A 24,083-nucleotide genomic window follows, 5' to 3' on the forward strand; every position below is an offset into this window, starting at 1 on the left:
TAAAATAAGAATATGCCTAAGATTGATACCGCCGAAGAAGTGCTCAATGTTGCTGCGCCTTTAGGGTTTGATGCACAAGCTATTCCAATTGAATCAATATGCACTGGGCAAGTTGAGGTTCCAAAACAGATGCTGCAGCCCGAGGCTATTAGGGCACGTTTGGCAGCTCCTCCTGCTTGGGATCCCGAAATCACCGATGAGAATCGACATGTCATTGCAGCAGACATTATTGCCAGGCGGCAGGCAGCCGGCAAGGTCACTCGCGCTGCCGTATTAATCCCCTTAGTTTTGCAATCTGAGGGTCTAGCGGTTTTGCTGACGCAGCGCACCAATCATTTGCGTGATCACGCGGGTCAAATTAGCTTTCCCGGTGGACGTATGGATGAGGGCGATAAAGATGCGATTGATACAGCTTTGCGTGAGAGCCAAGAAGAGATTGGCTTGAGTGCAGATCATGTCGAAATTATTGGATGTTTGCCAGAGTATTTGACGGTTTCTGGATATAGCGTTACCCCGATTATCGGTTTGGTAAAACCTCAGGCAGAATACGTATTAGATGAATTTGAAGTGGCGGATGTTTTTGAAGTGCCATTACGTTTTTTAATGAATCCGGAAAACCACCAAGTGCGGGTTTGGGAAAGTGCGCAGGGCAGTCGACGTTTTTATGCCATGCCTTATGAGAATCGTTTTATTTGGGGTGCAACTGCAGGTATGTTACGTAACCTTTATCATTTATTAAAAGTATGACTTTCTTTTCTATCCTCTTCGCATTAATTGCTGAGCAATATCGCCCGGTCACTGCCAATCACTGGATTCGGAGGGTGAGTGCGCGCTGGTTAGATTGGGTCGCGGGTGAATTTGGTGGAAAAACAGAAGCAGGTGCAAGCCCGATTGGTGCGCGTCTGGCTTGCATGGTTGCATTCATATTGCCAACTTTTTTTGTCTTTGTTGTGTATGTCAGTTGTATGTTGACCTACCCAATACTGGGATTTTTATGGAACATACTCATTGCCTATCTTTTCTTTGGTTTTCGCCAATTTAGCCATTCTTTTACGGCAGTTCATGAGGCGATTGAGAATCATGATTTGCCTGCCGCCCGACTTGCTTTGGGCCAATGGTATGGAGCAGATTTGGATGTTTCGGATTTAACTGAAACAGAAGTCATTACTTTGGCATTGGAACGAGCGATTATTGGCTCCCAGCACCATGTGTTTGGTGTCCTCTTTTGGTTCTTGATGCCGATCGGACCAGCAGGTATTGTTTTATATCGTTTGGCAGATACAGCCTCTATGCGCTGGTCCGAAAGAGGCGATTTCAATTTAAGCGAAGCGTCTCGCCATTTCTTTTACGTTTTAGATTGGATTCCATCGCGTATCACTGCGATGGGATTTGCAATTGTTGGCAACTTTGAGGATGCCGTCTATTCCTGGCGTCATCTGACACAAAAATGGTCTGATCCTTTATCTGCTGTGATCCTGGCAAGTGGCAGCGGCGCCTTGGGTGTTCGCTTGGGCGAACCCTTGACTGAGCCCGATAGTGATGAGGCTTTGCGAATGGCTGAAGCTGGTGAGCCACTCATTTATGAAATTGGTCTTGAGCCTACTGAGCGAACGATGCGTTCAGCCGTTGGCTTAGTCTGGCGCTTGGTTATCGTTTGGATGGCTTTATTGCTAATGCTGACCATCGCTCTTTGGCTTGGCTAATACCTTGAATTTGGGTGTCTGCTGTTTTTGAGTCAGACCACAATTGCCTAAATAGCGCTAGTCTCTCTGGCGCTATTTCATTTTTATCTACAGCTTCGCGAACGGCGCAATCAGGTTCACTGAGGTGTGCGCAATTATGAAAGCGACACTTGCCTAGATAATCTTTAAATTCTCTAAAGGCATGTTGCAATTCGCTTACCGACATATGGGCTAAACCAAATTCCTGAAAGCCCGGAGAATCAATCAGCGCTCCTAATTTGCCAGCCGCATTACGACCCCAAGATTGTGGCAATTCAAAATAGCGGCATGCTGTCGTGGTGTGTTTGCCAGTATCGAGTCGTACCGAATATTCTTGGGTAAGGGCGGCGGCATTGGGAACCCAGGCATTTAAGAGGCTGGATTTACCCATGCCAGATTGCCCAACAAATACGGAGACCTTGCCTTGGAGGGCGGGGCGTAGAGCATCAATTGATGCCCGATCAAATTTGGCTGACACCTCGCTCACAGGGTAGCCCATGCGAGCGTAAGGCTCAATTATTTTGCGTGCATGCGCTAAATTATCTTTGAGATCGCACTTATTCAATAGGATATGCAGGCCAATTTGATTTGCTTCTGCAGCTACAACCGCCCTACCAAGCAGGTCAGGTGAAAAAGCGGGTTGGGTTGCCAGTACTACTAAAATTTGATCGACATTAGAGGCAATTAATTTGCTTTTAAATGCATCAGAGCGATAAAGCAAATTTTCTCTAGGTTCAATCTGAATGATGCGTGCTTGATCAATCGACGTCATCTCCAGCAGCATGCGGTCACCCACGGCGCCGATATGTTGTTTCGCTGGCGTGCTTACTTGAATCAAATCGCCCTGTGGAGACTCATGACCGGTAGAATCGGTCACCAAGCGCTGCGCTAAATAGTGTCTTCCATAAGAAGCAATCAATAGCGCGTGAAATCGGTCCATGCCAGATTAATGAGGGCGCGCGAGGTTGGCAATGCGCAAAGGGGCTGGTGGATGGGAGCTATAGAAGGCAGTGTAGATTGGGTCTGGTGTTAAGGTTGATGCATTATCTTGATATAGCTTTACCAGCGCCGAGATTAAATCTTGCGCAGAAGATTTTTCTGCAGCAAAGTTATCCGCCTCATATTCATGTTTGCGTGATGCCAAGCTTGATAAAGGGGTGAAGAAGAAACTAAATACTGGAGACACCAGCATAAAAAGAGCCAATGCTAGACCACCATTAAAACCATAGGGATCAGGCATGACACCTAGGTCTAAATAAAACCATGCTTGCGTACTGAGCCAACCTAATAGGGCAAACATTCCAAAGCTCAATGCAAATGAAACCAGCAAACGCTTGCGAATGTGATTGCATTTGTAATGACCTAACTCATGCGCCAATACAGCCTCTACTTCGCCGGGATTGAGCTTCTCAATCAGGGTGTCAAAGAAGACAATGCGCTTAGCTTTGCCCATACCGGCAAAAAATGCATTGCCATGTGCGCTGCGCTTACTGCCGTCCATGACAAATAAACCTTGACTAGCAAAATCACAGCGTTGCAATAGGGCCTCAATCTGAGTTTTTAAAGGACCGTCTTCTAGGGCCTTAAACTTATTAAATATGGGCGCAATAAAGCTTGGGAAAATCCACTGCATGAGCAGGCTAAAGCCAGTAATGACAGCCCAAGCCCAGAGCCACCAGAGACTGCCAGCTTTGGCCATCAAGCTCAAGATTGCCCAGAGTAATGGGGTGCCAATCACAATAGCAAGTGCAATGCCTTTGATCATATCGGTAAAGAATAATTTTTTACCCATGCGATTAAAGCCAAACCGCTCTTCTAGTTGAAATTGCTTGTACCAAGAAAATGGCAGATCAATTGCTCCAGAGATAAGGGCGATTGAACCAAGTAAAGCAATTTGCTGAATCATTCCTTCGCCAAGCCATTGGAGTAAGGCGAAATTCAGAATCTGTAAACCGCCCATGAGAGTAAAGGCAATCAATACAATAGCACTCACACCATTTTCTAAAATACCAAGACGTAATTTCGCGATAGTGTAGTCAGCTGCTTTTTGATGATCGGCCAAGGTGATCTTTTCCGCAAACTCTGTTGGTACGGATTCACGGTTTTTGGCTACATGGCGAATTTGTCGTTGAGCAAGCCAATGGCGTAGGCCAAAACTGGCGATAAAGGCGATTAGAAAAACAATTGTGAATGTCATGAGATCATTATAGATATGAGCGAAATAAGCACACCAAGCAACCCCAAAACCCCATCCCCCAGCGATAATCTCATTTGGGTGGATATGGAAATGTCAGGCTTAGACCCTGAAAAAGAACGTATTTTAGAGATTGCCATCATTGTTACGGATGCGTATCTGAATACTATTGCCACAGCGCCAGTATGGGTTATTCATCAAGAGGATGCCCTTTTGGATGGAATGGATGCCTGGAATAAGGGCACGCATGGACGTTCTGGTCTGATTGATAAGGTGAAAGCCTCTACTTTGGATGAGGCAACAGCCGAAGCCCAGTGCATTGCCTTTTTGAAGCAATATATCAAACCAGGTATAGCGCCAATGTGTGGCAATACGATCGGTCAAGATAGGCGCTTTATGGCGCGCTACATGCCTAAGTTAGAGGCTTACTTTCATTATCGAAATATCGATGTTTCTACCCTCAAAGAGCTTTGCAAACGTTGGCACCCAGAATTGGTAAAAGGCTTTACTAAAAAGCAGGCCCACACGGCTTTAGCTGATATCGAAGAGTCTATCGAAGAGCTGAAGTACTACCGCGATACATTTATTGTGCCTTTGCCTTGAGGGCACTTTTTGGTCGAAAGGCCTTGATGAATGCTTCATTGGTTTGAATGTAAGGTCCACCTATCAAATCAATGCAATAAGGCACTGCCGCAAAGATTCCTGGAACAATAGATTTGCCCTCGGCATTTTTAAGACCTTCCAGCGTTTCTTGAATGGCCTTTGGTTGCCCCGGCAAATTAATCACGAGGGCAGCATGCCCAGGGATTTCTCTGAGAACAGCAGTTTGGCGAGACAGGATGGCAGTAGGGACAAAGTGCAGGCTGATTTGGCGCATTTGCTCGCCAAAACCCGGCATCTCACGCGTTCCAGCGTCCAGGGTAGCCTCAGGGGTCACATCCCGTCTAGAGGGGCCCGTACCGCCTGTGGTGAGCACCAAATGGCAGTGATGCTCATCTACTAGTTCCATAATCGCTTTCGTGATGGTTGCACGTTCATCTGGGATTAAGCGCTCTTCAAAAAGAGATGGGTTACTGATGGCAGCGCCGAGCCAATTTTTGAGGGCGGGCAGACCCTCGTCAATATAGACACCCTGGCTTGCACGGTCTGAAATCGAAATCAGACCAATTTTGACAGTATCTTGCTGCTCGTTGTCTGGGGTTTGGTTATGCTTCATGTTTCTATTCTAGCTATTATTAGGGTATGTTCACATACACATCAAATCAGTTCCAAGAAATCATTGATTTCATGCTTAAAGAAGCGCGTCGCCGCGGAGCCTCCGATGCAGTTGCCGAGGCTTCTGAGGGTCAGGGTTTATCCGTTACGGTTCGCAAGGGTGAGGTAGAAACCATTGAACAAAGTCTGGATAAGCAGGTCGGCGTCACCGTTTTTTTGGGCCATCGTCGCGGCAATGCCAGTACCAGTGATTTCTCGGTCGATTCATTACGTGCCACTGTAGAAGCTGCGTACCATATTGCTCAGCACACTGCTGAAGATGACTGCGCGGCACCGGCAGAAAAAGATTTATTAGAAAAAAATCCACGCGATTTGGATTTATTCCATCCTTGGGCTTTAGATGCGGCACTAGCAATTGACATTGCACGTACCGCCGAAGGCGCTGCTTTTGCAGTTAGTAAGCAAATTAAAAATAGCGATGGCGCATCAGTATCAGCTCATCATGCGCATTTTATGATGGGTACCTCTCAGGGTTTTATGGGGGGCTATCCATTTTCACGTCACTACATTTCCTGTGCGCCAATCGCAAGTGAGGGCGGTAAAAAATCTCCCATGCAACGAGATGATTGGTATTCCAGTTCACGCATTCCTGAGCAGTTAGCTGAGCCAGCCTCCATTGGTACGTATGCCGCCCAACGCGCACTTTCCCGCCTAAAAGCAAGATCATTAAGTACCCGGCGTTGCCCAGTCATTTTTGAAGCACCTTTAGCCGCTGGATTGCTAGGTTCTTTAGTGCAAGCAGTATCGGGAGGCGCTCTCTATCGACACTCTAGTTTCTTATTGGATAGCTTGGGCAAACAAGTGCTGCCTAAACACATCAGTCTTTTTGAAAATCCCCATCTTAAGTCGATGACGGGAAGTGCGCCATTTGATGAGGAGGGTGTCAAAACCTCTCCAAGAACAGTGGTGAATAAAGGTATTTTGGAAGGTTATTTTTTATCAACTTACTCTGCGCGTAAGCTTGGTATGAAGACCACTGGCAACGCAGGCGGTTCACACCATTTAACTTTGCAGAGCCGCAAGACACCCCAAGGTGGCTTACCTGCTTTATTAAAAGAAATGGGTACCGGTTTATTGGTCACTGAATTAATGGGTCAGGGTGTGAATTATGTGACTGGTGATTATTCTCGTGGCGCATTTGGCTACTGGGTTGAGCATGGTGAAATTCAGTATCCCGTTGAAGAGCTCACAATTGCTGGTAATTTAAGGGATATGCTATTAGACATTGAGCTCATAGGAAGTGATTCTTTAATTCGCGGTACCAAAGAAACCGGTTCGATATTGATTGGTTCAATGACGGTGGGTGGTAAGTAGTGCCCTGGGAAAACTGAGTGGCTCAAAGGAGAAATGGACCCTGTTGGGCCCATTTTTTTATTTTCGCTCGAGGGTGATAAATCGAAAATGAATATCACCTTCAGACCCCGGCGTCCTCTCGATTTCTTGCCAATTTTCAGGGTCAGGGATTTCAAAAAAGGTATCTCCGTCTACAATATCAATATCGATTTCTGTGAGGTATAGGCGATCTGCTTTAGCAAAACTTTGCCTAAATAGTTGTTCCCCACCAATCACAAAAACCCGTGGTGAGTCCGATAAGCGATTGAGCGCTTCATCCAAAGAGCTGGCTACTTCTGCGCCAAGCAAATGCAAATCAGTGTTTCTGCTGACCACAATATTGCGACGGCCAGGCAAAGGTCGACCAATCGATTCCCAAGTTTTTCTGCCCATGATTACTGGGTGGCCCATGGTGACGCGTTTAAAGAATTGCAAATCAGCGGAAATCTTCCACGGCATCTGATTATCTTTGCCAATGACGTGATTACGCGAGCGTGCAACGATCATAGAGATAGCAGCTTGTGTCATCTTGTTCTTAAACTGCTACAGGAGCTTTAATGGGTGGATGGGATTCATATCCGACAATTTCAAAGTCTTCAAACTCATAATCAAATAATGACTCTGGTTTGCGTAAGATATTTAATGTAGGTAATGGATAAAAGCCACGCGATAGTTGTAAATCAACCTGCTCGAGGTGGTTGCTATAGAGGTGGCAATCACCGCCAGTCCAAATAAAATCACCCACTTCAAGATCGCATTGCTGAGCCACCATATGCGTCAGCAAGGCATAGCTTGCAATATTAAATGGCACGCCTAAAAAAATATCTGCACTGCGTTGATACAGTTGGCAAGATAGCTTCCCATCGGCTACATAAAATTGAAAGAAGGCATGGCACGGTGCTAAAGCCATCCGAGGAATATCGGCAACATTCCAAGCCGAAACAATAATACGACGTGAATCTGGGTTGGTCTTAATTGTCTGAATGACCTCGGAGATCTGGTCAATATGCTGCCCATTTGGCGCAGGCCATGAGCGCCATTGGTAGCCGTAGATTGGACCTAGGTCGCCATCAGGCGCAGCCCATTCATTCCAGATTGATACACCGCGCTCTTTTAGCCAGTTATTGTCGGTGCTCCCTTTGAGGAACCAGAGTAATTCATAGATGATTGATTTGAGATGCAGCTTTTTGGTTGTCACCATGGGAAAGCCGTCGGCTAGATTAAACCGCATCTGATGACCGAATACAGAGATTGTGCCAGTACCGGTTCTATCGGACTTTTGAGCTCCTTTGGCAAGGACTTCCTTCATGAGGTTGTGGTATTGGCGCATGGGACTAATTTATCAGTGATTAAGTATTAGCAAGAGCTTACTCGATATTGGGCGAACTAACACCAAGCGCCTTATGGAGCTTGGGCGAGGTCGTGGTGTACTGCAATGGAATCTGTTTTTCCGGTTGGAGATAGGCTGCAGCAGCAAAGGCGGCTAGAGCAGCTTCATGAAATCCTGACAAGATCAACTTCTTTTTTCCTGGATAAATATTGATGTCACCAACTGCATAGATTCCGGGAGTATTAGTTTGAAACTTTTCTGTGTCGACGGTAATTTGTTTGCGATCAATAGTTAAACCCCAGTCAGCAATAGGTCCTAATTTTGGTGAGAGACCAAAAAAGACTAGTAAATCATCGACGGGGATTGTTTGACTTAGCCCATCAATATCGGTGACTTGAAGTGCGCAGAGACGTCCATGCATCGTCTCAAAGCTGGAGATTTGACCAATGAGCAGCGCCATCTTTTGTTTGGCGCAAAGTCTGCGCATTTCGCCAATAGCCTTAGGCGTTGCCTTGAAATCGTCCCTGCGATGAAGGAGGGTAACGGATTTAGCTTTACCTACCAAATGCAGTGCCCAATCCAGCGCGGAATCACCGCCACCACAAATTACGATTTGCTTATCAGTAAAACGCTCGGGATCATTGACGTGATAAAAAAGTTGTTTACCTTCAAATGCTTCAATGCCCTCAAGCTTAAGGGTGCGTGGCTGAAAGGCGCCTACTCCAGCAGCAACAAAAACCGTCTTACTTAAGAATTGGTTGCCTTGTGAAGTGCTCACCAGAAAGCGCCCATCACCTTGACGCTCAAGGCTTGCAACTTCCTGTCCCAGATGAAATTGTGGGGCAAAAGGTTCAATTTGCTTAAGTAAATTATTGGTGAGTTCTCGTCCAGTGCAAACTGGAATAGCCGGTATGTCATAGATGGGTTTATCTGGATACAACTCGATGCATTGGCCGCCTACTGCTGGCAGGGAGTCAATGACATGGCTTTTTATTTCCAGCAAACCAAGCTCAAAAACTTGGAAGAGGCCCACTGGACCTGCGCCAATAATCAGGGCATCGGTTAGTGTGGGCTGATTCAAACTAAATCTCTTGGATATAGCTTAGTGGGTGGAGAAGTAAATAAACCTTACTTCACCAATTGATCTAATTTATTTTTAATATCTTTCCATTCATCGGCCTCAGGCAAGGCGCCCTTAGATTTGGTAATGGAAGTCCATGAAGAAGCTAACTCTGCATTGAGCTTGATAAATTCTTGTTGATCGCCAGGTACGTCGTCTTCGGCATAAATTGCATTGACTGGGCACTCGGGAACGCAAACGGCACAGTCGATGCATTCGTCCGGATCGATAACTAAAAAATTAGGACCTTCGCGAAAGCAGTCAACTGGGCAAACATCCACACAGTCGGTGTACTTGCAGCGGATACAGGATTCGGTAACAACGTAAGTCATGGCGGAGTAGTTTCAATGGCCCATTGAAAATGGGCTGACAAGTTATAAAAATACAATTTTAGCCGAATTAGCCTATTTTTTAGGTAAAGTGAGGGCTATTACCACTTCAATTGAATGCATATGAACACCTCAGCACAATCCCATTCCCTTCAAAAACCCAAAATTTTGGTAGCAAGAGCTATTTTTCCGGATCAATTAGCAAAACTAGAGGAATCTTTTGAGGTTCAGTCAAACCAGGAAGATCGCATTTATTCTGCAGACGAGTTAAAAAAAGCCCTGTCTGGTGTAGTCGGCGCCCTAGTTACCGGCAGCGAACGAATTGATGCAGGCGCCTTGGCCGATGCTAAAGATTTGAAAATCGTGGCCAATATTTCAGTGGGCTACAACAACTTTGATGTGCCAGCAATTACGGCGGCCGGTGTCATGGCATCCAATACTCCTGACGTTTTAACGGATACAACTGCAGACTTTGGCTTTGCTCTTTTGATGGCTACCGCTAGACGGATTACAGAATCTGAGCATTGGGTGCGCGCAGGCAATTGGAAGCAATGGTCGCTGATCAATAATCCACTTGGGATGGACTTGCACCACACTACCATTGGCATTATTGGTATGGGGCGGATAGGTCAGGGGATTGCTAAGCGTGCCTCAGGTTTTGGTATGAATGTCATTTATCACAACCGCAGTCGTTTGCCCGAGGCAGATGAAAAAGCATGTCGTGCTACTTATGTTTCTAAAGAAGAGTTGCTAAAAACTGCCGACCATGTGGTCTTGGTGCTGCCTTACACCCCAGAAAATCATCACACTATTGGTGAGAAAGAATTAGCCCTCATGAAGCCGACTGCGACCCTCGTCAATATTGCGCGCGGTGGTATCGTAGATGACTTGGCTTTAGCGCAAGCCTTGAAGGCAAAAAAGATATTTGCAGCAGGCCTAGATGTGTTTGAGGGTGAACCAACAGTTAATCCAGAATTGCTTAAATTGAGCAATATTGTGTTGGCACCTCATATTGCTAGCGCAAGCGAAAAGACGCGCAGAGCCATGGTGGATTTAGCGGTGAAAAATCTCACTGCAGCAGTTGCTGGAACTAAGCCACCAAGCTTAATTAATACTGAAGTCTTTAAGGGCTAAGTAAGAAATAAATCGAAGCCGATTTATTCGGTTTCGATTTCTTCTGGTAATTCTCTTAGGGCTACTTCAATGCCACCAAAGGTATCTGCAACCCAGTTATACACTTTGCAGGCAATCCATAAGAGCGCAAAGCCAAGCAAGGCATTCAGAATCAGGGCTGATAGAACGGTGAATCCTGGGATTGCACCATCACGGATGAAAGCCACAAATAGTGCCAAGAGCACAATTGGGAATGAGAAACAGAGATAAACCAGAACCAAGGTTTTGGCGGTATGGACTGGATCGACGAAGACAATTTCTTTTTTGGTGAGTTTCATAGCCGCAATCTTAAAGCAGTCCCTCAAAAAGTGCCACATCTACCCACTCTCCTGCGGCTACATTGCCTTGCTCGTGATTGAGAATGACAAAGCAATTTGCCTCACTCATGGAGCGTAATATGCCGGCACCTTGACTTCCAGTCAGCCTGACAGTTGGCCTGCCATCCTTATTGCGCCCTAGAATGGCGCGCTGAAATTCTGTTCGACCCGCCTTTTTGCGAATGGGAGCTTCAGCAATAGCCTGCATCAGCGTTGGTTCAGTTTGTGAGGCGCCATTCAGAGCAAGCAGCGCTGATTGCACAAATTGATAGAACGTCACCATGACTGCTACGGGATTTCCTGGAAGGCCAAAAAATAGCGTTCGTTTTTTATTGGCTTGCCCATCTACTGGCTTGAGTGTGCCAAAAGCCATGGGCCGACCTGGACGCATGGCAATCTTCCAAAAGCCAACATCACCCAGTTCTTGCATGATTTGTTTGGTGTAATCGGCTTCACCCACTGAAACGCCGCCCGATGAAATCAATACGTCTGCTTGTTTGGCTGCATCACAAAAGGCTTTTTTGAGAGAGGCGGGATCATCACGGACAATCCCGCAATCAATGATTTTGAAATTGAGGCGATTTAATAAGCCAATCAGACTATAGCGATTGCTATCGTAAATTGTCCCGGTGCTTAAAGGCTCTCCGAGTGGGCGTAATTCATCACCGGATGACAGAATTGCCACTTTTAATTGAGGGCGTAAGGGCAGCTCTTTGATACCAAGGGAGGCTGCCAAACCCAAATCAGATGGCCGTAATATTCTTCCTGCCGATACCGCAGCCTTCCCCTTTTGTAAATCTTCACCGCGCAGACGACGATTATCGCCAGCCTTGAGCAGCTTTTTCTCAAACTCAATAGTAGCCAGATTGTTTGATGACTCAATTATCAATTCTTGTGGAATGACGGTGTCGCATCCCGCTGGCATGAGTGCGCCTGTCATGATTTTGACGCATTGGCCACTGGAGACTACTTTATCAAATGGCTTACCAGCAAAAGCTGTGCCTACTATTTGGAGCCGAGCGAGATCGCCATCATCTTTGAGGCATGCGCCATCAAATGCATAGCCATCCATTGCAGAATTGTCTGCTGCTGGTACATCAATAGGTGAAAGTAAATCACTACCCAAGATGCGATTAATAGATTGATCTAGAGGTGTTAATTCAAAATTAAGGGGAGTCTGCTTTTGAGCCTCCTCGAGCAATTCCTTGACTAAGTCAGCGATAGCCTCGCGGGCCTTTTCCACTGGCAAAGCAGGGTTTAAAAGTGGGGGTCTGTTAGGGGAATGCGGTTCCATATAGCTTATTTTGCTGCATTCTCTAGTGCATGTAATTCTTCAGGCGTATTGACGTTGGCAAAAGCATCTTCATTTTCAAAGACAACGGTACTGGTGCGTAACTCTGTAAACCAGTGATCAATCTTTAAATCACCCTTGCTCAAGAAGGTGCGTAAAGAATCTGCCAAATCACTGCGCATCAAACAAAAAACCGGCTGAGCCCAATGTCTGCCATTTGCACTCTTGGTGGATGCATAAACTAGTTGTGCATTGGTCTTCTCCAGCTCTACGGCGAGCATCTGAGCTAGATCTATGGGAAGCAATGGAGAGTCACAAGGTGAAGTGAGTAGGTAAGGTGTTTGAGCTGCCTTGAGACCAGCCAAGAAACCCGCTAAAGGGCCCGCAAAGTCTGGCGTCTCATCGGCAATCACTGCGTATCCATACACTGAGTATTTTGTGATGTTGCGATTGGCGTTAATCATGATCGGCCCAACTTGCTCCTTTAGTCGGGTAATGGCGCAGTCAATTAAAGGTTTTCCTTGAAAAGAGATTAAGCCTTTATCAATACCGCCCATGCGTTGGGCACGACCACCCGCCAAAATCAAACCAGTAATCGCTTCTTTTTTAATCATTAGCCGCCAATATAAGACATCTCGACCTTGCGGCCATTGGATATCTTTTCTTCAGGGTGTGAGCCCCTCATTTCTGAGTAGTTATCCGTGCGCTGTGACCAAGTGCTCATAATGGCATTGGCTATTTCAAGATCTGATTTTCCCGAACGCAGTAGCGTTTTAAAGTCAAAACCGGAATTGGCAAATAGACAAAGATACATTTGGCCATCAGTGGAAATGCGTGCACGCGTGCATTCATGACAAAAGGTTTGTGTAACGCTGGAGATCACACCGATCTCTCCAGAACCATCTTGATAGCGCCAGCGTTGCGCCACTTCGCCAGCATAGTTTGCCTCAATGGGTTCAAGCGGGAAGACGGTATTGATCTGGGCAATCACATCTTTGGATGGAACAACTTGTGCCATATCCCAACCATTTGAACTGCCAACATCCATGAACTCAATAAATCTCAAAATGATTCCGCTGCCCTTGAAGTGTTTGGCCATTGCCAAAATTTGATGTTCATTGCAGCCCTTCTTAACCACCATATTCACTTTAATGTCGGTGAAGCCGACATCTTGTGCAGCCAGAATGCCATCTAAAACATCGGTAACAGGAAAATCGACATCATTCATTTTTTTGAAAATGGCATCATCTAAACCATCTAAGCTTACGGTGATTCTGTGCAGCCCTGCTGCTTTTAAAGCCGCAGCTTTTTTTCGTAAGATGCTGCCATTGGTTGTCAGCGTCAGATCAAGCTGTTTGCCTGATGGCGTGCGAATCTTTGCCAACATCGCTATCAGTACCTCGAGGTTCTTACGAAGTAAAGGCTCGCCGCCAGTAAGGCGAATCTTTTCGATGCCAGTAGTGGCAAAAATAGTGCTGAGCCGCGTGATTTCCTCAAAGCTCAATAATTCTTGATGAGAAAGATAGGGGTAGTTCTGATCAAAGATCTCTTTGGGCATGCAATAGGTGCAGCGAAAGTTGCAGCGATCGGTTACAGAGATGCGTAGATCACGTAGCGGTCTGCCGCGAGTATCTTGAGTGAGGTTACTTGTGGGAAGGAGTGCGGTTGGAATGGACGGCACAAGACCTGCACCTTCAGCAATTCGTATTGGGATTACTTTTTCAACCATGGGTGAATTATGGCTGTGAATGAATGTTTCTGCCAAACCGCCATAAATCCTTTTGAGATCTATGGCAGCCTGGAGAAAAGTTTAAATAGTTTTTTCTTGCCCGCCGGTTTCAACAAGAACCATTGGACCTTCTGGCAGGCTAGCAGCCGGTTTGGGGGCTCTTCCTAAGTTCAGAGAGATTGGCTCTGCACTAATCTGATTCTGAGCTTCAGCATGCTTATTCGCATCGGTAGCAACCCAAACCATGCCCGCTGATTGAACAACATGATGCAAAGGAGTTTCCTCAAGCGCCTGGAAGGACACCTTTGGAAGCTCTGGCGCTGGTTTAGCGGCCACTTCAATTGGTGCTATTGCGTCCACTACTTGGGCTGGTGCTGTAGCTGTTTCAGTTGGGCGATTGTTTTGACGGGGCGCGCGTGGCGCTCTTTCAATTTTTGGCTCAATCGCGGGCGTGCTGACATGAAAGCTCTGCACAATATCTTTGATTGGCATAACAGAGGATGCACCCGACATTCCGGCAGGAGGTCCTGAGAAGCTTGGCGCTACAGCATTGCTAGGCGCTGTAGCTACATTCTCGTTGCTCGCATCTGTGTTGCCTTCGGTGCGCTCACCACGTTCGCGTTGACCACGTCCACGACCACGACGATTGCGTCCACGACCACGACGCTCTTCTCCCTCGGCTGTTACTGGAGTTGCTTCGTTTGCTGGCGCAGCTTGTGTTGCTGGTGTCACTACTGCTGGCTGTTCTGGCTTTGGATTATTGCGGTTACCTTGGTTGCGGTTGCCATTGCGGTTGCGACCTTCTTGGCGAGCTTTGCCTTCAGTATTCGCAGCAGCTCCCTCAGCATGATTGGATGTGCCCTCTGCGTTGGCAGCTGGACGATCACCACGATCATTGCGTTCGCCGCGACGACCACGATTCCGATTGCGATCGCCGTTGCGGTTACTTTGGTTGCGACCACGGGGCGCGCTTGGGGCTGGTTTTGCTTCTTCCTCAGGAGCAGAGACAAAGAGGCGCTTGATAAAGCCAAATAGACCACCAGAGCTTGCAGCGCTAGCTTTAGGTGCAGTACGGGCTGGGCGTGGCTGGCTTACTGGAGCAGGTTGATTGGGAGTAATTCCTTTAACAGCTGCCTCAGGGCGAGCTTTTAATTCTGCATCTTTGCGACTAACGGTAGTGTCAGTTTCCAATTCACGTGCAGCTTCTTCCGCCATCACATAGCTTGCCTTTTGGTCATCCAAACGAGGATCATCATGGCGCAAGCGCTCGAGTTTGTAGTGTGGTGTTTCCAAATGCTTATTTGGGACCATCAACACATTCACTTTGAAGCGAGTTTCAATTTTAATTACTTCAGCGCGCTTCTCATTTAACAAGAATGCAGCGACTTCAACTGGTACTTGCGTATGAATCGCGGCAGTGTTCTCTTTCATTGCTTCTTCTTGGATGATGCGCAAGACTTGCAATGCGGACGACTCAGTATCACGAATATGGCCTGTGCCATTACAGCGAGGGCAAGTCACATGACTGCCTTCAGACAGGGCGGGGCGCAAACGTTGGCGCGACATTTCCATCAGGCCAAATTTGGAGATCTTGCCCATTTGTACACGTGCACGATCATGGCGCAAAGCATCGCGCAAACGATTCTCAACGTCTTTCTGTGCCTTGCTTGACTCCATATCGATGAAGTCAATGACAATCAAGCCACCCAAGTCACGCAAACGCGCTTGACGAGCAATCTCATCGGCAGCTTCTAAGTTGGTACGGGTGGCCGTTTCTTCAATATCAGAGCCGCGGGTAGCTCGTGCAGAGTTGACGTCAACTGAAACCAAGGCTTCGGTGTGGTCGATCACAATCGCACCGCCAGATGGCAATGGCACGGTGCGGGAATAGGCGGTTTCTATCTGATGTTCAATCTGAAAGCGAGAGAACAAAGGCACATCATCTTGATAACGCTTTACTCGGGAGAGGTTGTCTGGCATTACTACAGACATAAATGCCTGAGCTTGCTCGTAAATGTCATCGGTATCGATCAAAATCTCGCCGATATCAGGCTGGAAATAATCGCGGATTGCGCGAATAACCAAGCTTGATTCAAGATAAATCAATAAAGGAGCTGAGTTGCCTTTGGCTGCTTCATCAATTGCACCCCAAAGTTGCATTAAGTAGCTTAAGTCCCACTGTAATTCAGTGGCATCACGACCAATACCGGCGGTACGGGCAATAATGCTCATGCCATCGGGCACCTCTAATTGAGCCATTGCTTCACGCAGCTCTTGGCGATCTTCACCTTCAATGCGACGCGAAACACCGCCTCCACGTGGGTTATTGGGCATCAATACCAAATATCGACCAGCCAAGGAGATAAATGAAGTTAAAGCCGCGCCTTTTTGGCCGCGCTCTTCTTTTTCTACTTGAACAATAATTTCTTGCCCTTCGCGCAAGGCATCTTTAATGGACGCATTGCGAACATCGATACCTTCTTTGAAATAAGTACGGGCTACTTCTTTAAATGGCAGGAAGCCGTGGCGTTCCTCACCATAATTTACAAAGCACGCTTCAAGCGAAGGCTCAATGCGGGTAATAACACCTTTGTAAATGTTGCCTTTACGCTGTTCGCGTCCGGCAGCTTCGATATCAATATCGATGAGTTTTTGACCATCGACGATGGCAACTCGCAACTCTTCTTGTTGAGTTGCATTGAATAACATGCGTTTCATAACACTCTCCTATGGGGGAGGGTGTCGCTGCGGCGGTGCGTTAGGGGACAGGTTAGATCGCTTAAGGCAGGGCCCATGGGCGAATGGTGAGTGTGGGTCAAGCTAATCTGGGCATATCTTGCCCAGTCCACCAAGTTCAATGTTTGTTAAACCGGTGCCACACTTGACGATCGCCGCAGAGACCTCCTTTAGGTCATCAATGCAGGCGCTCGCCTGAAAACTGTCTTCTAATCGCGGGTCGCGGCATACGGCACACCAACCCTGCGCCTCATTACAACGGGGGAGGGGCAACCCCGGGAGTCTATTAAGGGCGACTCCAAGCTCCACGATTCAAACCTGACTTCAGGTTGGGATCAAGCTAATAAATTAGCTAGAGCGTTGATTATACGGCACAAGTTGAATGACAATGGGGTATTGTTAAGTCCCTCGCCGAGGTGGCGAGAGAGATAAACTATGAAATCAACACCCATTCCGAAGACCCCACAGCCAAAAACAGCCATACCTGCATCCGTTCATTTGCAGACGATTGGTCCCGAGGAGGCTGGGCAGCGCTTAGATAACTATCTTCTTCGCTGGGCCAAAGGGGTTCCCAAGAGCCACGTATACCGGATTATTCGTTCTGGCGAGGTGCGGGTCAATAAGAAGCGGGCTGAGCCGACTACTCGCTTGATTGAGGGGGACGTGGTCCGTTTACCGCCCGTTCGCTTGGCTGAACCAGCTCAGATGGCGGCAGTCAATACAGCTCAAACCAAGTCACGTGCCCGGGGTTATTCAGACAAAATGCCCATTTTGTTTGAAGACGAGGCGCTCTTAATCGTCGATAAACCACCGGGTTTGGCGGTTCATGGTGGTTCCGGGATTGCGTTGGGGGTGATTGAGACCCTGCGAATCACTCGCCCAGAGCTCAAGTTCTTGGAGTTGGTGCATCGTTTAGACCGAGACACCTCCGGGGTCTTGCTGTTAGCTAAGAAAAGAAGTGCTTTGGTTGAATTACATCGTCAAATCCGCGAAGGTCAGACCGATAAGCGCTATTACTTGATTGCACATGGTGAAATTGTCCAGACTGCAGGGGTAATGCAGTTGAAATTTCCTCTCCATAAATACCTACTCCCTAACGGTGAGCGCCGTGTGCGGGTGGATCCGGATGGATTGCCTAGCCACACTGCCTTGCGGATCAGCAAAATCATGAAACAGGGCGACCTTGCTATTACTTTGGCAGAGGCGCAATTGAAAACAGGCCGTACCCACCAGATTCGGGTGCATTTGCAAAAATTAGGCCACGCCATTCTGGGCGACGATAAGTATGGTTTTGAGGATGAAGATAAGAAAGTAAAGTCCAAGCGCCTCTATTTGCATGCGCATTTGGCTGGGTTTACCCATCCAAGAACTGGTGAAAAAATGCGCATTGAATCACCTTTGCCGGACGAATTTACTGCCTTGATGAGTCGTTTTGAGTCACACGAGTAACGTAGTATTGCCACCATGAATGTAGATAAAAAGCTCGCTAGACGCTACGACCTGATTGTTTGGGATTGGGATGGCACCATCATGGATTCCACCCCAACGATTGTTCAGTGTATTCAGCAGGCCTGTCGTGATTTGGGTTTTAAAGAGCCCGATGATTCTCTGGCGAGCTCCGTCATTGGTTTAGGTATTCATGATTCTTTACGTCGTGCAGTTCCTTGGATTGAACCCGCGCATTTTTCTAAATTGACTGAACGTTTTCGTTATCACTATTTAGCTAAAGACCATGAGCTCCATTTATTTAAGGGCGTTCGCGATTTGCTAGAAAAATTACGTGCAGATGGTTATCTATTGGGAGTAGCTACCGGTAAATCACGCGTTGGTTTGGACCGCTCTTTGCAGCACCATCAGTTAGAGCATCTCTTCCATGAGACACGTACAGCAGATGAATCCTTTTCTAAGCCTCATCCTGGCATGTTGTTAGAGTTATCCGATGCTCTCCAAGTGCCAATGCGTCGCATGCTGATGATCGGTGATACCACGCATGACTTAGACATGGCAGTCAATGCTGGGGTGGATGCGGTTGCGGTGACCTATGGCGCACATCCACCGGATACCTTGAAAGAATCTACGTCACTTGCACATGTGGATGATGTGCCTCAGTTAGCGCAGTGGCTTGATACCAATTTAGTTATATAAGAACTGGGTTAAATGAAATGAGCGATATGAATCGTAATAACAATGACAGTGCAAATTGGGAGCGCCAAGCACTAGAGCACTTATTGCTTGAGAACTTAAAAGAGACGCGTAAAGCACGCCGCTGGAAAGCGGTATTTCGGGTGCTCACATTACTGATTTTTATTGGAATTGTGTTGGCGGTTTTTGATTTTCATTTGCCAGGCGGTAGCATGAGTGTTGAAAGACACACTGCATTAGTTACGCTTGAGGGTGAAATCGCTGCAGGTTCAATGGCTAATGCCATGGACATTAATTCATCGCTTGATGCTGCTTTTGAGAATGAGCATAGTGCGGGTGTGATTTTGCAAATCAATAGCCCAGGCGGCTCGCCAGTCCAAGCCGGCATGATTAATGATGAAATTCATCGCTTACGCAAGCTTTATCCAAGTAAGCCTTTTTATGTAGTAGTTGAGGATATCTGTGCCTCAGGTGGATATTACGTCGCTGTTGCTGCCGATCAAATTTTGGTTGATAAGGCAAGTCTGGTTGGCTCGATTGGTGTGATTATGGAAGGCTTTGGTTTTACTGGCTTAATGGATAAATTAGGTGTCACACGCCGCATGATCACAGCGGGTTCCAATAAGGGCATGATGGATCCATTCTCTAAAGAAAATCCTCAGCAAGTAGTCATGATGAAAAATATGATTGATGAAATTCATCAACAATTTATCGCCGTTGTAAAAGAAGGGCGCGGAGCACGACTCAAAGATGTGCCTGATTTATTTTCTGGTCGAGTTTGGACTGGTGAGCAAGCCGTCAAAATTGGTTTGGCTGATGGTTATGGCACAGTAGATTCAGTTGCCCGTGACGTCTTTAAAGCACCAAGCGTGCTTGATTACACAGTGAAAGAAAATTTTGCTGAGCGCGTAGCAAAACGCTTCGGAGCTGAAGCAGGAAATGCGGCCGGTAAAGCCTTGCTGAAAACTCCCGACCTCAGATAAGTTTGCTTTGTAAATTAGCCCAACAACAGAAATACAGTTGGTCTATTTTGCAGGCCTACACACGCAGCTTCATTAGGGTAACGTTTGCGCCACTCGGCAATAGTCAGAGTGGTAGTCATCTCTGATTTGAGACTCAGGTCTACTCCAAGGCAAAGTAGTGTTTGCGGAGCAAGGGCGCTCAGGCAGGCCATCAGCATGGCGGTATTGCGATACGGTGTTTCAATCCAGATTTGTGTTTGCTTTAATTTGCGCGACTCAATCTCTAGTTGCTTAAGGCGGTTAATTCTTTCCTGAGCATCATGGGGAATGTAGCCTTGAAATGCAAAACGTTGCCCATTTAAGCCGCTGGCCATGAGCCCCAGTAAGATTGAGCTTGGCCCAACCATGGGCCTTACTTTTGCTCCCAGTTGATGTGCAGCCAATACCAGTTCAGCGCCTGGATCAGCCACTCCCGGGACACCTGCTTCCGACATCAGCCCCACGTCATGACCCGCCAGCAAGGGCTTTAGAAGTTCGCTAGGTTTGACTGCATCACCATACTTTGCGTTACGCGTTGCACCACGCCACTCGCTCATTTGCATGGTTTGAATCGAGCACGCCAAAGGGGAGATAGTGTCAACTGCTTTTAAAAAGGCGCGCGCTGTTTTAGCATCTTCCACAATCCAATGAGTCAATTTAGCTGTTTGCAAAATTGTTTCATTAGGCAGAACCCAGGGCAATTGCTCCACTCGAGAATCCTCTCCCAAGGTGTTGGGAATTAAATATAAGGTTCCAAGTGAATGACTCATGAATTTGTTTCTATATTGGATTTTTTAGGCGGAATGGAAAATCCCGCATTACGTAATAAACCACTTAAAGCAATCAGGGGCAAGCCAATGAGCGCCGTCGGGTCATCACTCTTAATGGACTCCAGCAGGGAAATTCCCAAGCCTTCTGATTTGGCGCTACCAGCGCAATCATAAGGCTGCTCTGTTAGCAGGTAGGATTGCAAAACATCATCCGGTAGTTTGCGAAATGTGACTGCAGTTGGCACGCATAAGGTGGTGTGCTGATCACCTTTCATTAAACATAAGGCTGTTTGAAAAGTCACATCCGAGCCACGCATAAGTTGTAATTGCGCCATAGCCCTCTCAAAATTGCCTGGCTTGCCAATTGCGGCGCCACAAAGATCAGCCACCTGATCCGATCCTATCACCCAGGCATCCGGATGTGATTGCGAAACGGCTGCTGCCTTAGCTGTTGCAAGGCGCATCGCTAAAGCTAGGGTGCTTTCCCCGGGTAGCGGGGTTTCGTCAACCTTTGGTGAGATCACTTCAAAAGTAATGCCAAGACGGCTGAGTAGTTCCCGGCGATAAACCGATGTGGAGGCCAAAATGAGCTTGGTTTGAGAGGAATTGGGCATAACAACTTCGACTTTCTTAGGTGGCTTCATTTAGACTAATGTCATGAATCGTAATCAAGTTTTACCTCAAGTTGCACTTCCAGCCGATCCAGGCGCTTTGCGAAGGGTCGATCTTTCGTCCTCTCAAGCCTATCGAGGCGAGGGTTTCTTGGCAATTTCAATGCTGGCAAGGCTGGCACAAGAGGTTTCTACGATTGACTCTAAAGACGGAGTTAAATGGGAGGCGGAAACGTATTTTGAGGATTCTCCTGGGGAAGAGCCTAAGCAGTACCTCAATTTAGCTCTAAAAGGGCATCTCCATCTGCTGTGCCAGCGTTGTTTGCAGGATTACCCTCTCGAGTTAACTGAAAAGCGGCAATTTGCCTTGGTGGCTAGTGAAGAGGAGGCAGATGAATACCCAATGGACGATGACCTACTGGAGCCTTTGGTAGCTAGTCAGCATTTTGACCTTCTGGGAACGATTGAGGATGAGATTTTGTTATCTTTACCCTTAATTCCCAAGCATTTGGATGGCCAATGTGAGGCATATATCACGACATTTGGCGATGAGGAGCTAGATTTGGAAGCATCCGAAAAGCCAGAAAATCCTTTTAACATATTGAAAGATATAAAGAAAAACAAATAAACCGCCTTTTCCGCCTGGCGGGGTGTCAAATCTATTTCAACAGTAAATCAAGCGCTTAGCGAGTTTTTCATGCTAGAATATTGCCTTGCTTAGGAGTTCAATATGGCCGTCCAACAGAATAAAAAATCACCTTCAAAACGTGGCATGCACCGTGCACACGACTTTTTAAATGCACCTGCTACGGCTGTTGAAGCCACAACTGGTGAGGCTCATTTGCGCCACCACATTTCACCTAACGGTTACTATCGTGGCCGTAAAGTTGTTAAAACTAAAAACGACTAATCCCTTAGTCTAAAAAGATCGAAGCGGCTCCCGAAAAGGCCGCTTTTTTCTTGGATAAATCACTTGCAGCAGCCAAAGATTTTATGAGTGTCACTCTAGCTATTGACGCCATGGGCGGTGATCATGGGCTCGTGATTACGGTCCCTGCTTGCTGCGATTTTCTAGAAAAACACAGCGATGTCAAAGTCACGCTGGTTGGAGATGCTGATTTACTCAAGCAAGCATTGAGTCAATTTCCAAAAGCACCTTTAGATCGCATTCAAATTATTCCGGCTAGTGAAGTTGTTCTAATGGATGATCCCATTGAAATTGCATTGCGTCGGAAAAAAGATTCTTCTATGCGAGTGGCAATCACTCAAGTGAAAGAAGGTCTTGCGGACGCTGTCATTTCCTCTGGGAATACAGGTGCCTTAATGGCAATTTCCCGCTATATCTTGAAAACCCTTGACGGCGTTGATCGTCCCGCTATTGCCACAGCCATTCCAAATGAATTGGGGAGTGGCACCACCATGCTTGATCTTGGTGCGAATGCTGATTGTGAGCCCATGCATCTGCTGCAGTTTGCGCAAATGGCCAATGTCATGGTGCAAGTAGTGGATGGAAAAGAGAATCCTACTATTGGCCTTTTAAATATTGGCGAAGAGGTGATTAAAGGCAATGAGGTGGTGAAGCAGGCCAGCGAGCTTTTACGTGCCAGCGGTTTAAATTTTTACGGTAATGTAGAAGGAAATGATATTTTTAAAGGCACCACTGACATTGTTGTCTGTGATGGTTTTGTGGGTAATGTAGTCTTAAAGGCGAGCGAAGGCTTAGCTAAGATGATGAGTGGTTTAATTCGCCAGGAATTCAATCGCTCATTGATAACCAAGTTGATGGCCTTTTGTGCAATGGTTCCGCTCTTGCGGGTTCGCAAGCGCGTAGATCATCGTCGCTATAACGGCGCTGTTTTATTGGGCTTACGTGGTTGCGTAATTAAGAGTCATGGCTCAGCAGATCGCTTTGCATTTGGCTTTGCATTAGAGCGTGCTTATGAAGCCGCTAAAAATCACATGGTTGAGCGGATTGCTACAGCCTTTGTTGTGGAGACAAAAGAATGACCGTGTACTCAAGAGTGCTAGGGACCGGCAGTTATCTTCCGGCTGAACGATTAACGAATCATGATTTAGTTGAGCGCCTTGCCAAGATTGGTCTGGAGACAAGTGATGAGTGGATTAAAACCCGTAGTGGAATTTCAGCGCGTCACTTTGCCGCTGCAAATGAGCTAACCAGCGATTTGGCAGTGAAAGCGGCCCAGGCAGCTTTAAAGAGTGCCGGTATTGAATCTAGCGATCTTGATTTGATTATTTTGGCTACCTCAACACCTGATCATTTGGGTGGTTTTCCCAGTACTGCTTGTGTAGTGCAGGATAAATTAGGTGCACACAATCATTGCGCTGCATTTGATGTCCAGGCAGTCTGCGCAGGCTTTACTTATGCCTTAGCAATAGCCGACGCATTTATTCGTGTTGGGACCTATAAAAAAGTAATGGTTTTAGGCGCCGAAACTTTTTCACGCATATTAAACTTTCAAGATCGCACTACATCCGTTTTATTTGGGGATGGCGCTGGCGCTGTGATTTTAGAGGCATCTGCCGAGCCCGGCATTCTGTCCGCAGCCTTGCATGCCGATGGAAGTCAACGCGACATTCTGTGTGTGCCTGGCCGAGCTACTAATGGCGGGGTTGAGGGTGCTGCATTTTTAACCATGGATGGTCCTGCTGTCTTCAAGCTAGCGGTCAAAGTATTGGAGCAAGTGGCGCATGAGGCATTGGAAAAAGCGAATCTCAAGTCCGAGCAAATTGATTGGTTAGTACCACATCAGGCGAATATTCGAATTATGGAGGGCACTGCCCGCAAGATGGGCATGTCCATGGATAAGGTAATTGTGACGGTGCATGAACATGGCAATACCTCTGCCGCATCGATTCCTCTTGCTTTGGATGCCGGTATTCGCTCGGGTCAAATAAAGCGTGGCCAGCACTTGCTTTTAGAGGGCGTTGGCGGTGGCTTTGCGTGGGGCGCTGTCACCATTAAATACTAAGTGCAGTCTCTAGAATTTATTC

At 47.0% G+C, this 24,083-nt stretch carries 26 protein-coding genes; 12 read left to right on the top strand and 14 right to left on the bottom strand.

From position 1 onward, the window contains the following. Window positions 1-12: 12 nt before the first annotated feature. A complete protein-coding gene (locus tag BOQ04_RS00465) occupies window positions 13-747 on the top strand; it encodes a CoA pyrophosphatase (RefSeq protein ID WP_076022817.1) in 735 nt (244 codons plus the stop codon). Beyond that, window positions 744-1,703: a CobD/CbiB family protein gene (locus BOQ04_RS00470; protein ID WP_076022818.1), complete on the top strand. Its 960-nt coding sequence runs from the start codon at window positions 744-746 to the stop codon at window positions 1,701-1,703. The genes BOQ04_RS00465 and BOQ04_RS00470 overlap by 4 nt, the downstream gene beginning before the upstream one ends. Here BOQ04_RS00470 and rsgA read toward each other — a convergent pair. Then, complete coding sequence (gene rsgA, locus BOQ04_RS00475; protein WP_076022819.1) at window positions 1,648-2,661, bottom strand: ribosome small subunit-dependent GTPase A; 1,014 nt, start codon at window positions 2,659-2,661, stop codon at window positions 1,648-1,650. The genes BOQ04_RS00470 and rsgA overlap by 56 nt on opposite strands. 6 nt (window positions 2,662-2,667) lie before the next feature. Then, on the bottom strand, window positions 2,668-3,918 hold the full coding sequence (locus BOQ04_RS00480; protein ID WP_076022820.1) for a M48 family metallopeptidase: 1,251 nt from the start codon (window positions 3,916-3,918) through the stop codon (window positions 2,668-2,670). 15 nt (window positions 3,919-3,933) lie between these two features. Here BOQ04_RS00480 and orn point away from each other — a divergent pair, with 15 nt between their 5' ends. Beyond that, window positions 3,934-4,518 (top strand): oligoribonuclease, encoded by a 585-nt coding sequence (gene orn, locus BOQ04_RS00485; RefSeq protein WP_076022821.1) that lies wholly within the window; start codon window positions 3,934-3,936, stop codon window positions 4,516-4,518. On the opposite strand, the gene mog is transcribed toward orn, so the two are convergent. Continuing rightward, entirely contained in the window at window positions 4,499-5,131 is a 633-nt protein-coding gene (mog, locus tag BOQ04_RS00490) for a molybdopterin adenylyltransferase (protein ID WP_076022822.1), read from the bottom strand. The genes orn and mog overlap by 20 nt on opposite strands. A 26-nt stretch (window positions 5,132-5,157) precedes the next feature. Between mog and pmbA the strand changes: the two genes are divergently transcribed. Further along, a complete protein-coding gene (gene pmbA, locus BOQ04_RS00495) occupies window positions 5,158-6,504 on the top strand; it encodes a metalloprotease PmbA (RefSeq protein ID WP_076022823.1) in 1,347 nt (448 codons plus the stop codon). A 57-nt stretch (window positions 6,505-6,561) separates the two neighbouring features. Here pmbA and BOQ04_RS00500 read toward each other — a convergent pair whose 3' ends face one another. From BOQ04_RS00500 to fdxA, 4 genes are read right to left on the bottom strand one after another with little or no spacing between them, the layout of a single operon-like run. Then, complete coding sequence (locus tag BOQ04_RS00500) at window positions 6,562-7,050, bottom strand: dihydrofolate reductase (protein WP_076022824.1); 489 nt, start codon at window positions 7,048-7,050, stop codon at window positions 6,562-6,564. A gap of 7 nt (window positions 7,051-7,057) precedes the next feature. Next, the gene (locus tag BOQ04_RS00505) at window positions 7,058-7,852 is read right to left on the bottom strand and encodes a thymidylate synthase (RefSeq protein WP_076022825.1); all 795 of its coding nucleotides are present in this window, start codon (window positions 7,850-7,852) and stop codon (window positions 7,058-7,060) included. Between the two features lie 37 nt (window positions 7,853-7,889). After that, window positions 7,890-8,933, bottom strand: a complete 1,044-nt coding sequence (locus tag BOQ04_RS00510; RefSeq protein WP_083657456.1) for an NAD(P)/FAD-dependent oxidoreductase — start codon at window positions 8,931-8,933, stop codon at window positions 7,890-7,892. A gap of 47 nt (window positions 8,934-8,980) precedes the next feature. After that, complete coding sequence (gene fdxA, locus BOQ04_RS00515) at window positions 8,981-9,304, bottom strand: ferredoxin FdxA (RefSeq protein WP_076022827.1); 324 nt, start codon at window positions 9,302-9,304, stop codon at window positions 8,981-8,983. Between the two features lie 120 nt (window positions 9,305-9,424). Between fdxA and BOQ04_RS00520 the strand changes: the two genes are divergently transcribed. After that, complete coding sequence (locus BOQ04_RS00520) at window positions 9,425-10,435, top strand: 2-hydroxyacid dehydrogenase (protein WP_076022828.1); 1,011 nt, start codon at window positions 9,425-9,427, stop codon at window positions 10,433-10,435. A gap of 23 nt (window positions 10,436-10,458) precedes the next feature. Here the strand turns inward: BOQ04_RS00520 and BOQ04_RS00525 are convergent, their stop codons facing one another. The 5 genes from BOQ04_RS00525 to BOQ04_RS00545 form a co-directional block, all read right to left on the bottom strand. Further along, window positions 10,459-10,752, bottom strand: a complete 294-nt coding sequence (locus BOQ04_RS00525) for a DUF3566 domain-containing protein (RefSeq protein WP_076023147.1) — start codon at window positions 10,750-10,752, stop codon at window positions 10,459-10,461. A 10-nt stretch (window positions 10,753-10,762) separates the two neighbouring features. Next, entirely contained in the window at window positions 10,763-12,085 is a 1,323-nt protein-coding gene (gene moeA, locus BOQ04_RS00530; protein WP_076022829.1) for a molybdopterin molybdotransferase MoeA, read from the bottom strand. A gap of 5 nt (window positions 12,086-12,090) precedes the next feature. Continuing rightward, entirely contained in the window at window positions 12,091-12,696 is a 606-nt protein-coding gene (mobA, locus tag BOQ04_RS00535; RefSeq protein ID WP_076022830.1) for a molybdenum cofactor guanylyltransferase MobA, read from the bottom strand. Further along, entirely contained in the window at window positions 12,696-13,811 is a 1,116-nt protein-coding gene (gene moaA / locus BOQ04_RS00540; protein WP_076022831.1) for a GTP 3',8-cyclase MoaA, read from the bottom strand. The genes mobA and moaA overlap by 1 nt, the downstream gene beginning before the upstream one ends. 81 nt (window positions 13,812-13,892) lie before the next feature. After that, window positions 13,893-16,529 (bottom strand): ribonuclease E/G, encoded by a 2,637-nt coding sequence (locus BOQ04_RS00545; RefSeq protein ID WP_076022832.1) that lies wholly within the window; start codon window positions 16,527-16,529, stop codon window positions 13,893-13,895. A gap of 453 nt (window positions 16,530-16,982) precedes the next feature. Between BOQ04_RS00545 and BOQ04_RS00550 the strand changes: the two genes are divergently transcribed. Genes BOQ04_RS00550 through sppA form a run of 3 tightly spaced genes read left to right on the top strand, consistent with a single transcriptional unit; the run spans window position 16,983 to window position 19,672 of the window. Next, window positions 16,983-17,996, top strand: a complete 1,014-nt coding sequence (locus BOQ04_RS00550) for an RluA family pseudouridine synthase (protein ID WP_076022833.1) — start codon at window positions 16,983-16,985, stop codon at window positions 17,994-17,996. Window positions 17,997-18,011: 15 nt separating this feature from the next. Beyond that, entirely contained in the window at window positions 18,012-18,692 is a 681-nt protein-coding gene (locus tag BOQ04_RS00555; protein ID WP_076022834.1) for an HAD-IA family hydrolase, read from the top strand. Window positions 18,693-18,718: 26 nt separating this feature from the next. Beyond that, a complete protein-coding gene (gene sppA / locus BOQ04_RS00560) occupies window positions 18,719-19,672 on the top strand; it encodes a signal peptide peptidase SppA (protein WP_143742128.1) in 954 nt (317 codons plus the stop codon). Between the two features lie 14 nt (window positions 19,673-19,686). Here the strand turns inward: sppA and BOQ04_RS00565 are convergent, their stop codons facing one another. Both BOQ04_RS00565 and BOQ04_RS00570 read right to left on the bottom strand, forming a co-directional pair. Continuing rightward, window positions 19,687-20,460, bottom strand: a complete 774-nt coding sequence (locus BOQ04_RS00565; RefSeq protein ID WP_076022836.1) for an SAM-dependent methyltransferase — start codon at window positions 20,458-20,460, stop codon at window positions 19,687-19,689. Then, window positions 20,457-21,074 (bottom strand): Maf family nucleotide pyrophosphatase, encoded by a 618-nt coding sequence (locus BOQ04_RS00570; RefSeq protein WP_076023148.1) that lies wholly within the window; start codon window positions 21,072-21,074, stop codon window positions 20,457-20,459. The genes BOQ04_RS00565 and BOQ04_RS00570 overlap by 4 nt, the downstream gene beginning before the upstream one ends. A gap of 43 nt (window positions 21,075-21,117) precedes the next feature. Between BOQ04_RS00570 and BOQ04_RS00575 the strand changes: the two genes are divergently transcribed. The 4 genes from BOQ04_RS00575 to BOQ04_RS00590 all read left to right on the top strand — a co-directional run bounded on the left by BOQ04_RS00575 (window position 21,118) and on the right by BOQ04_RS00590 (window position 24,061). After that, window positions 21,118-21,699, top strand: coding sequence for a YceD family protein (locus tag BOQ04_RS00575; RefSeq protein ID WP_076022837.1), 582 nt, complete (start codon window positions 21,118-21,120; stop codon window positions 21,697-21,699). Between the two features lie 102 nt (window positions 21,700-21,801). Further along, window positions 21,802-21,981, top strand: coding sequence for a 50S ribosomal protein L32 (gene rpmF / locus BOQ04_RS00580; protein ID WP_076022838.1), 180 nt, complete (start codon window positions 21,802-21,804; stop codon window positions 21,979-21,981). Window positions 21,982-22,064: 83 nt separating this feature from the next. After that, entirely contained in the window at window positions 22,065-23,078 is a 1,014-nt protein-coding gene (gene plsX, locus BOQ04_RS00585; RefSeq protein WP_076023149.1) for a phosphate acyltransferase PlsX, read from the top strand. Continuing rightward, window positions 23,075-24,061 (top strand): beta-ketoacyl-ACP synthase III, encoded by a 987-nt coding sequence (locus tag BOQ04_RS00590; protein WP_076022839.1) that lies wholly within the window; start codon window positions 23,075-23,077, stop codon window positions 24,059-24,061. Before plsX ends, BOQ04_RS00590 begins: the two co-directional genes overlap by 4 nt. The last annotated feature ends 22 nt before the right edge of the window (window positions 24,062-24,083 follow it).

The organism is Polynucleobacter sphagniphilus (assembly GCF_001953355.1).
In the GTDB taxonomy this organism is placed as follows: Bacteria; Pseudomonadota; Gammaproteobacteria; order Burkholderiales; family Burkholderiaceae; genus Polynucleobacter; species Polynucleobacter sphagniphilus.

Bases quoted from the DNA above. Each gene is read 5' to 3' on its own strand.
- BOQ04_RS00570 (WP_076023148.1), bottom strand. From the start codon at position 21,074: ATGCCCAATTCCTCTCAAACCAAGCTCATTTTGGCCTCCACATCGGTT.
- BOQ04_RS00525 (WP_076023147.1), bottom strand. From the start codon at position 10,752: ATGAAACTCACCAAAAAAGAAATTGTCTTCGTCGATCCAGTCCATACC.
- rsgA (WP_076022819.1), bottom strand. From the start codon at position 2,661: ATGGACCGATTTCACGCGCTATTGATTGCTTCTTATGGAAGACACTAT.
- BOQ04_RS00500 (WP_076022824.1), bottom strand. From the start codon at position 7,050: ATGACACAAGCTGCTATCTCTATGATCGTTGCACGCTCGCGTAATCAC.
- BOQ04_RS00480 (WP_076022820.1), bottom strand. From the start codon at position 3,918: ATGACATTCACAATTGTTTTTCTAATCGCCTTTATCGCCAGTTTTGGC.
- BOQ04_RS00505 (WP_076022825.1), bottom strand. From the start codon at position 7,852: ATGCGCCAATACCACAACCTCATGAAGGAAGTCCTTGCCAAAGGAGCT.
- plsX (WP_076023149.1), top strand. From the start codon at position 22,065: ATGAGTGTCACTCTAGCTATTGACGCCATGGGCGGTGATCATGGGCTC.
- BOQ04_RS00465 (WP_076022817.1), top strand. From the start codon at position 13: ATGCCTAAGATTGATACCGCCGAAGAAGTGCTCAATGTTGCTGCGCCT.
- rpmF (WP_076022838.1), top strand. From the start codon at position 21,802: ATGGCCGTCCAACAGAATAAAAAATCACCTTCAAAACGTGGCATGCAC.
- sppA (WP_143742128.1), top strand. From the start codon at position 18,719: ATGAATCGTAATAACAATGACAGTGCAAATTGGGAGCGCCAAGCACTA.
- BOQ04_RS00565 (WP_076022836.1), bottom strand. From the start codon at position 20,460: ATGAGTCATTCACTTGGAACCTTATATTTAATTCCCAACACCTTGGGA.
- BOQ04_RS00555 (WP_076022834.1), top strand. From the start codon at position 18,012: ATGAATGTAGATAAAAAGCTCGCTAGACGCTACGACCTGATTGTTTGG.
- orn (WP_076022821.1), top strand. From the start codon at position 3,934: ATGAGCGAAATAAGCACACCAAGCAACCCCAAAACCCCATCCCCCAGC.
- moeA (WP_076022829.1), bottom strand. From the start codon at position 12,085: ATGGAACCGCATTCCCCTAACAGACCCCCACTTTTAAACCCTGCTTTG.
- BOQ04_RS00520 (WP_076022828.1), top strand. From the start codon at position 9,425: ATGAACACCTCAGCACAATCCCATTCCCTTCAAAAACCCAAAATTTTG.
- mobA (WP_076022830.1), bottom strand. From the start codon at position 12,696: ATGATTAAAAAAGAAGCGATTACTGGTTTGATTTTGGCGGGTGGTCGT.
- BOQ04_RS00545 (WP_076022832.1), bottom strand. From the start codon at position 16,529: ATGAAACGCATGTTATTCAATGCAACTCAACAAGAAGAGTTGCGAGTT.
- mog (WP_076022822.1), bottom strand. From the start codon at position 5,131: ATGAAGCATAACCAAACCCCAGACAACGAGCAGCAAGATACTGTCAAA.
- BOQ04_RS00575 (WP_076022837.1), top strand. From the start codon at position 21,118: ATGAATCGTAATCAAGTTTTACCTCAAGTTGCACTTCCAGCCGATCCA.
- BOQ04_RS00590 (WP_076022839.1), top strand. From the start codon at position 23,075: ATGACCGTGTACTCAAGAGTGCTAGGGACCGGCAGTTATCTTCCGGCT.
- moaA (WP_076022831.1), bottom strand. From the start codon at position 13,811: ATGGTTGAAAAAGTAATCCCAATACGAATTGCTGAAGGTGCAGGTCTT.
- fdxA (WP_076022827.1), bottom strand. From the start codon at position 9,304: ATGACTTACGTTGTTACCGAATCCTGTATCCGCTGCAAGTACACCGAC.
- pmbA (WP_076022823.1), top strand. From the start codon at position 5,158: ATGTTCACATACACATCAAATCAGTTCCAAGAAATCATTGATTTCATG.
- BOQ04_RS00550 (WP_076022833.1), top strand. From the start codon at position 16,983: ATGAAATCAACACCCATTCCGAAGACCCCACAGCCAAAAACAGCCATA.
- BOQ04_RS00470 (WP_076022818.1), top strand. From the start codon at position 744: ATGACTTTCTTTTCTATCCTCTTCGCATTAATTGCTGAGCAATATCGC.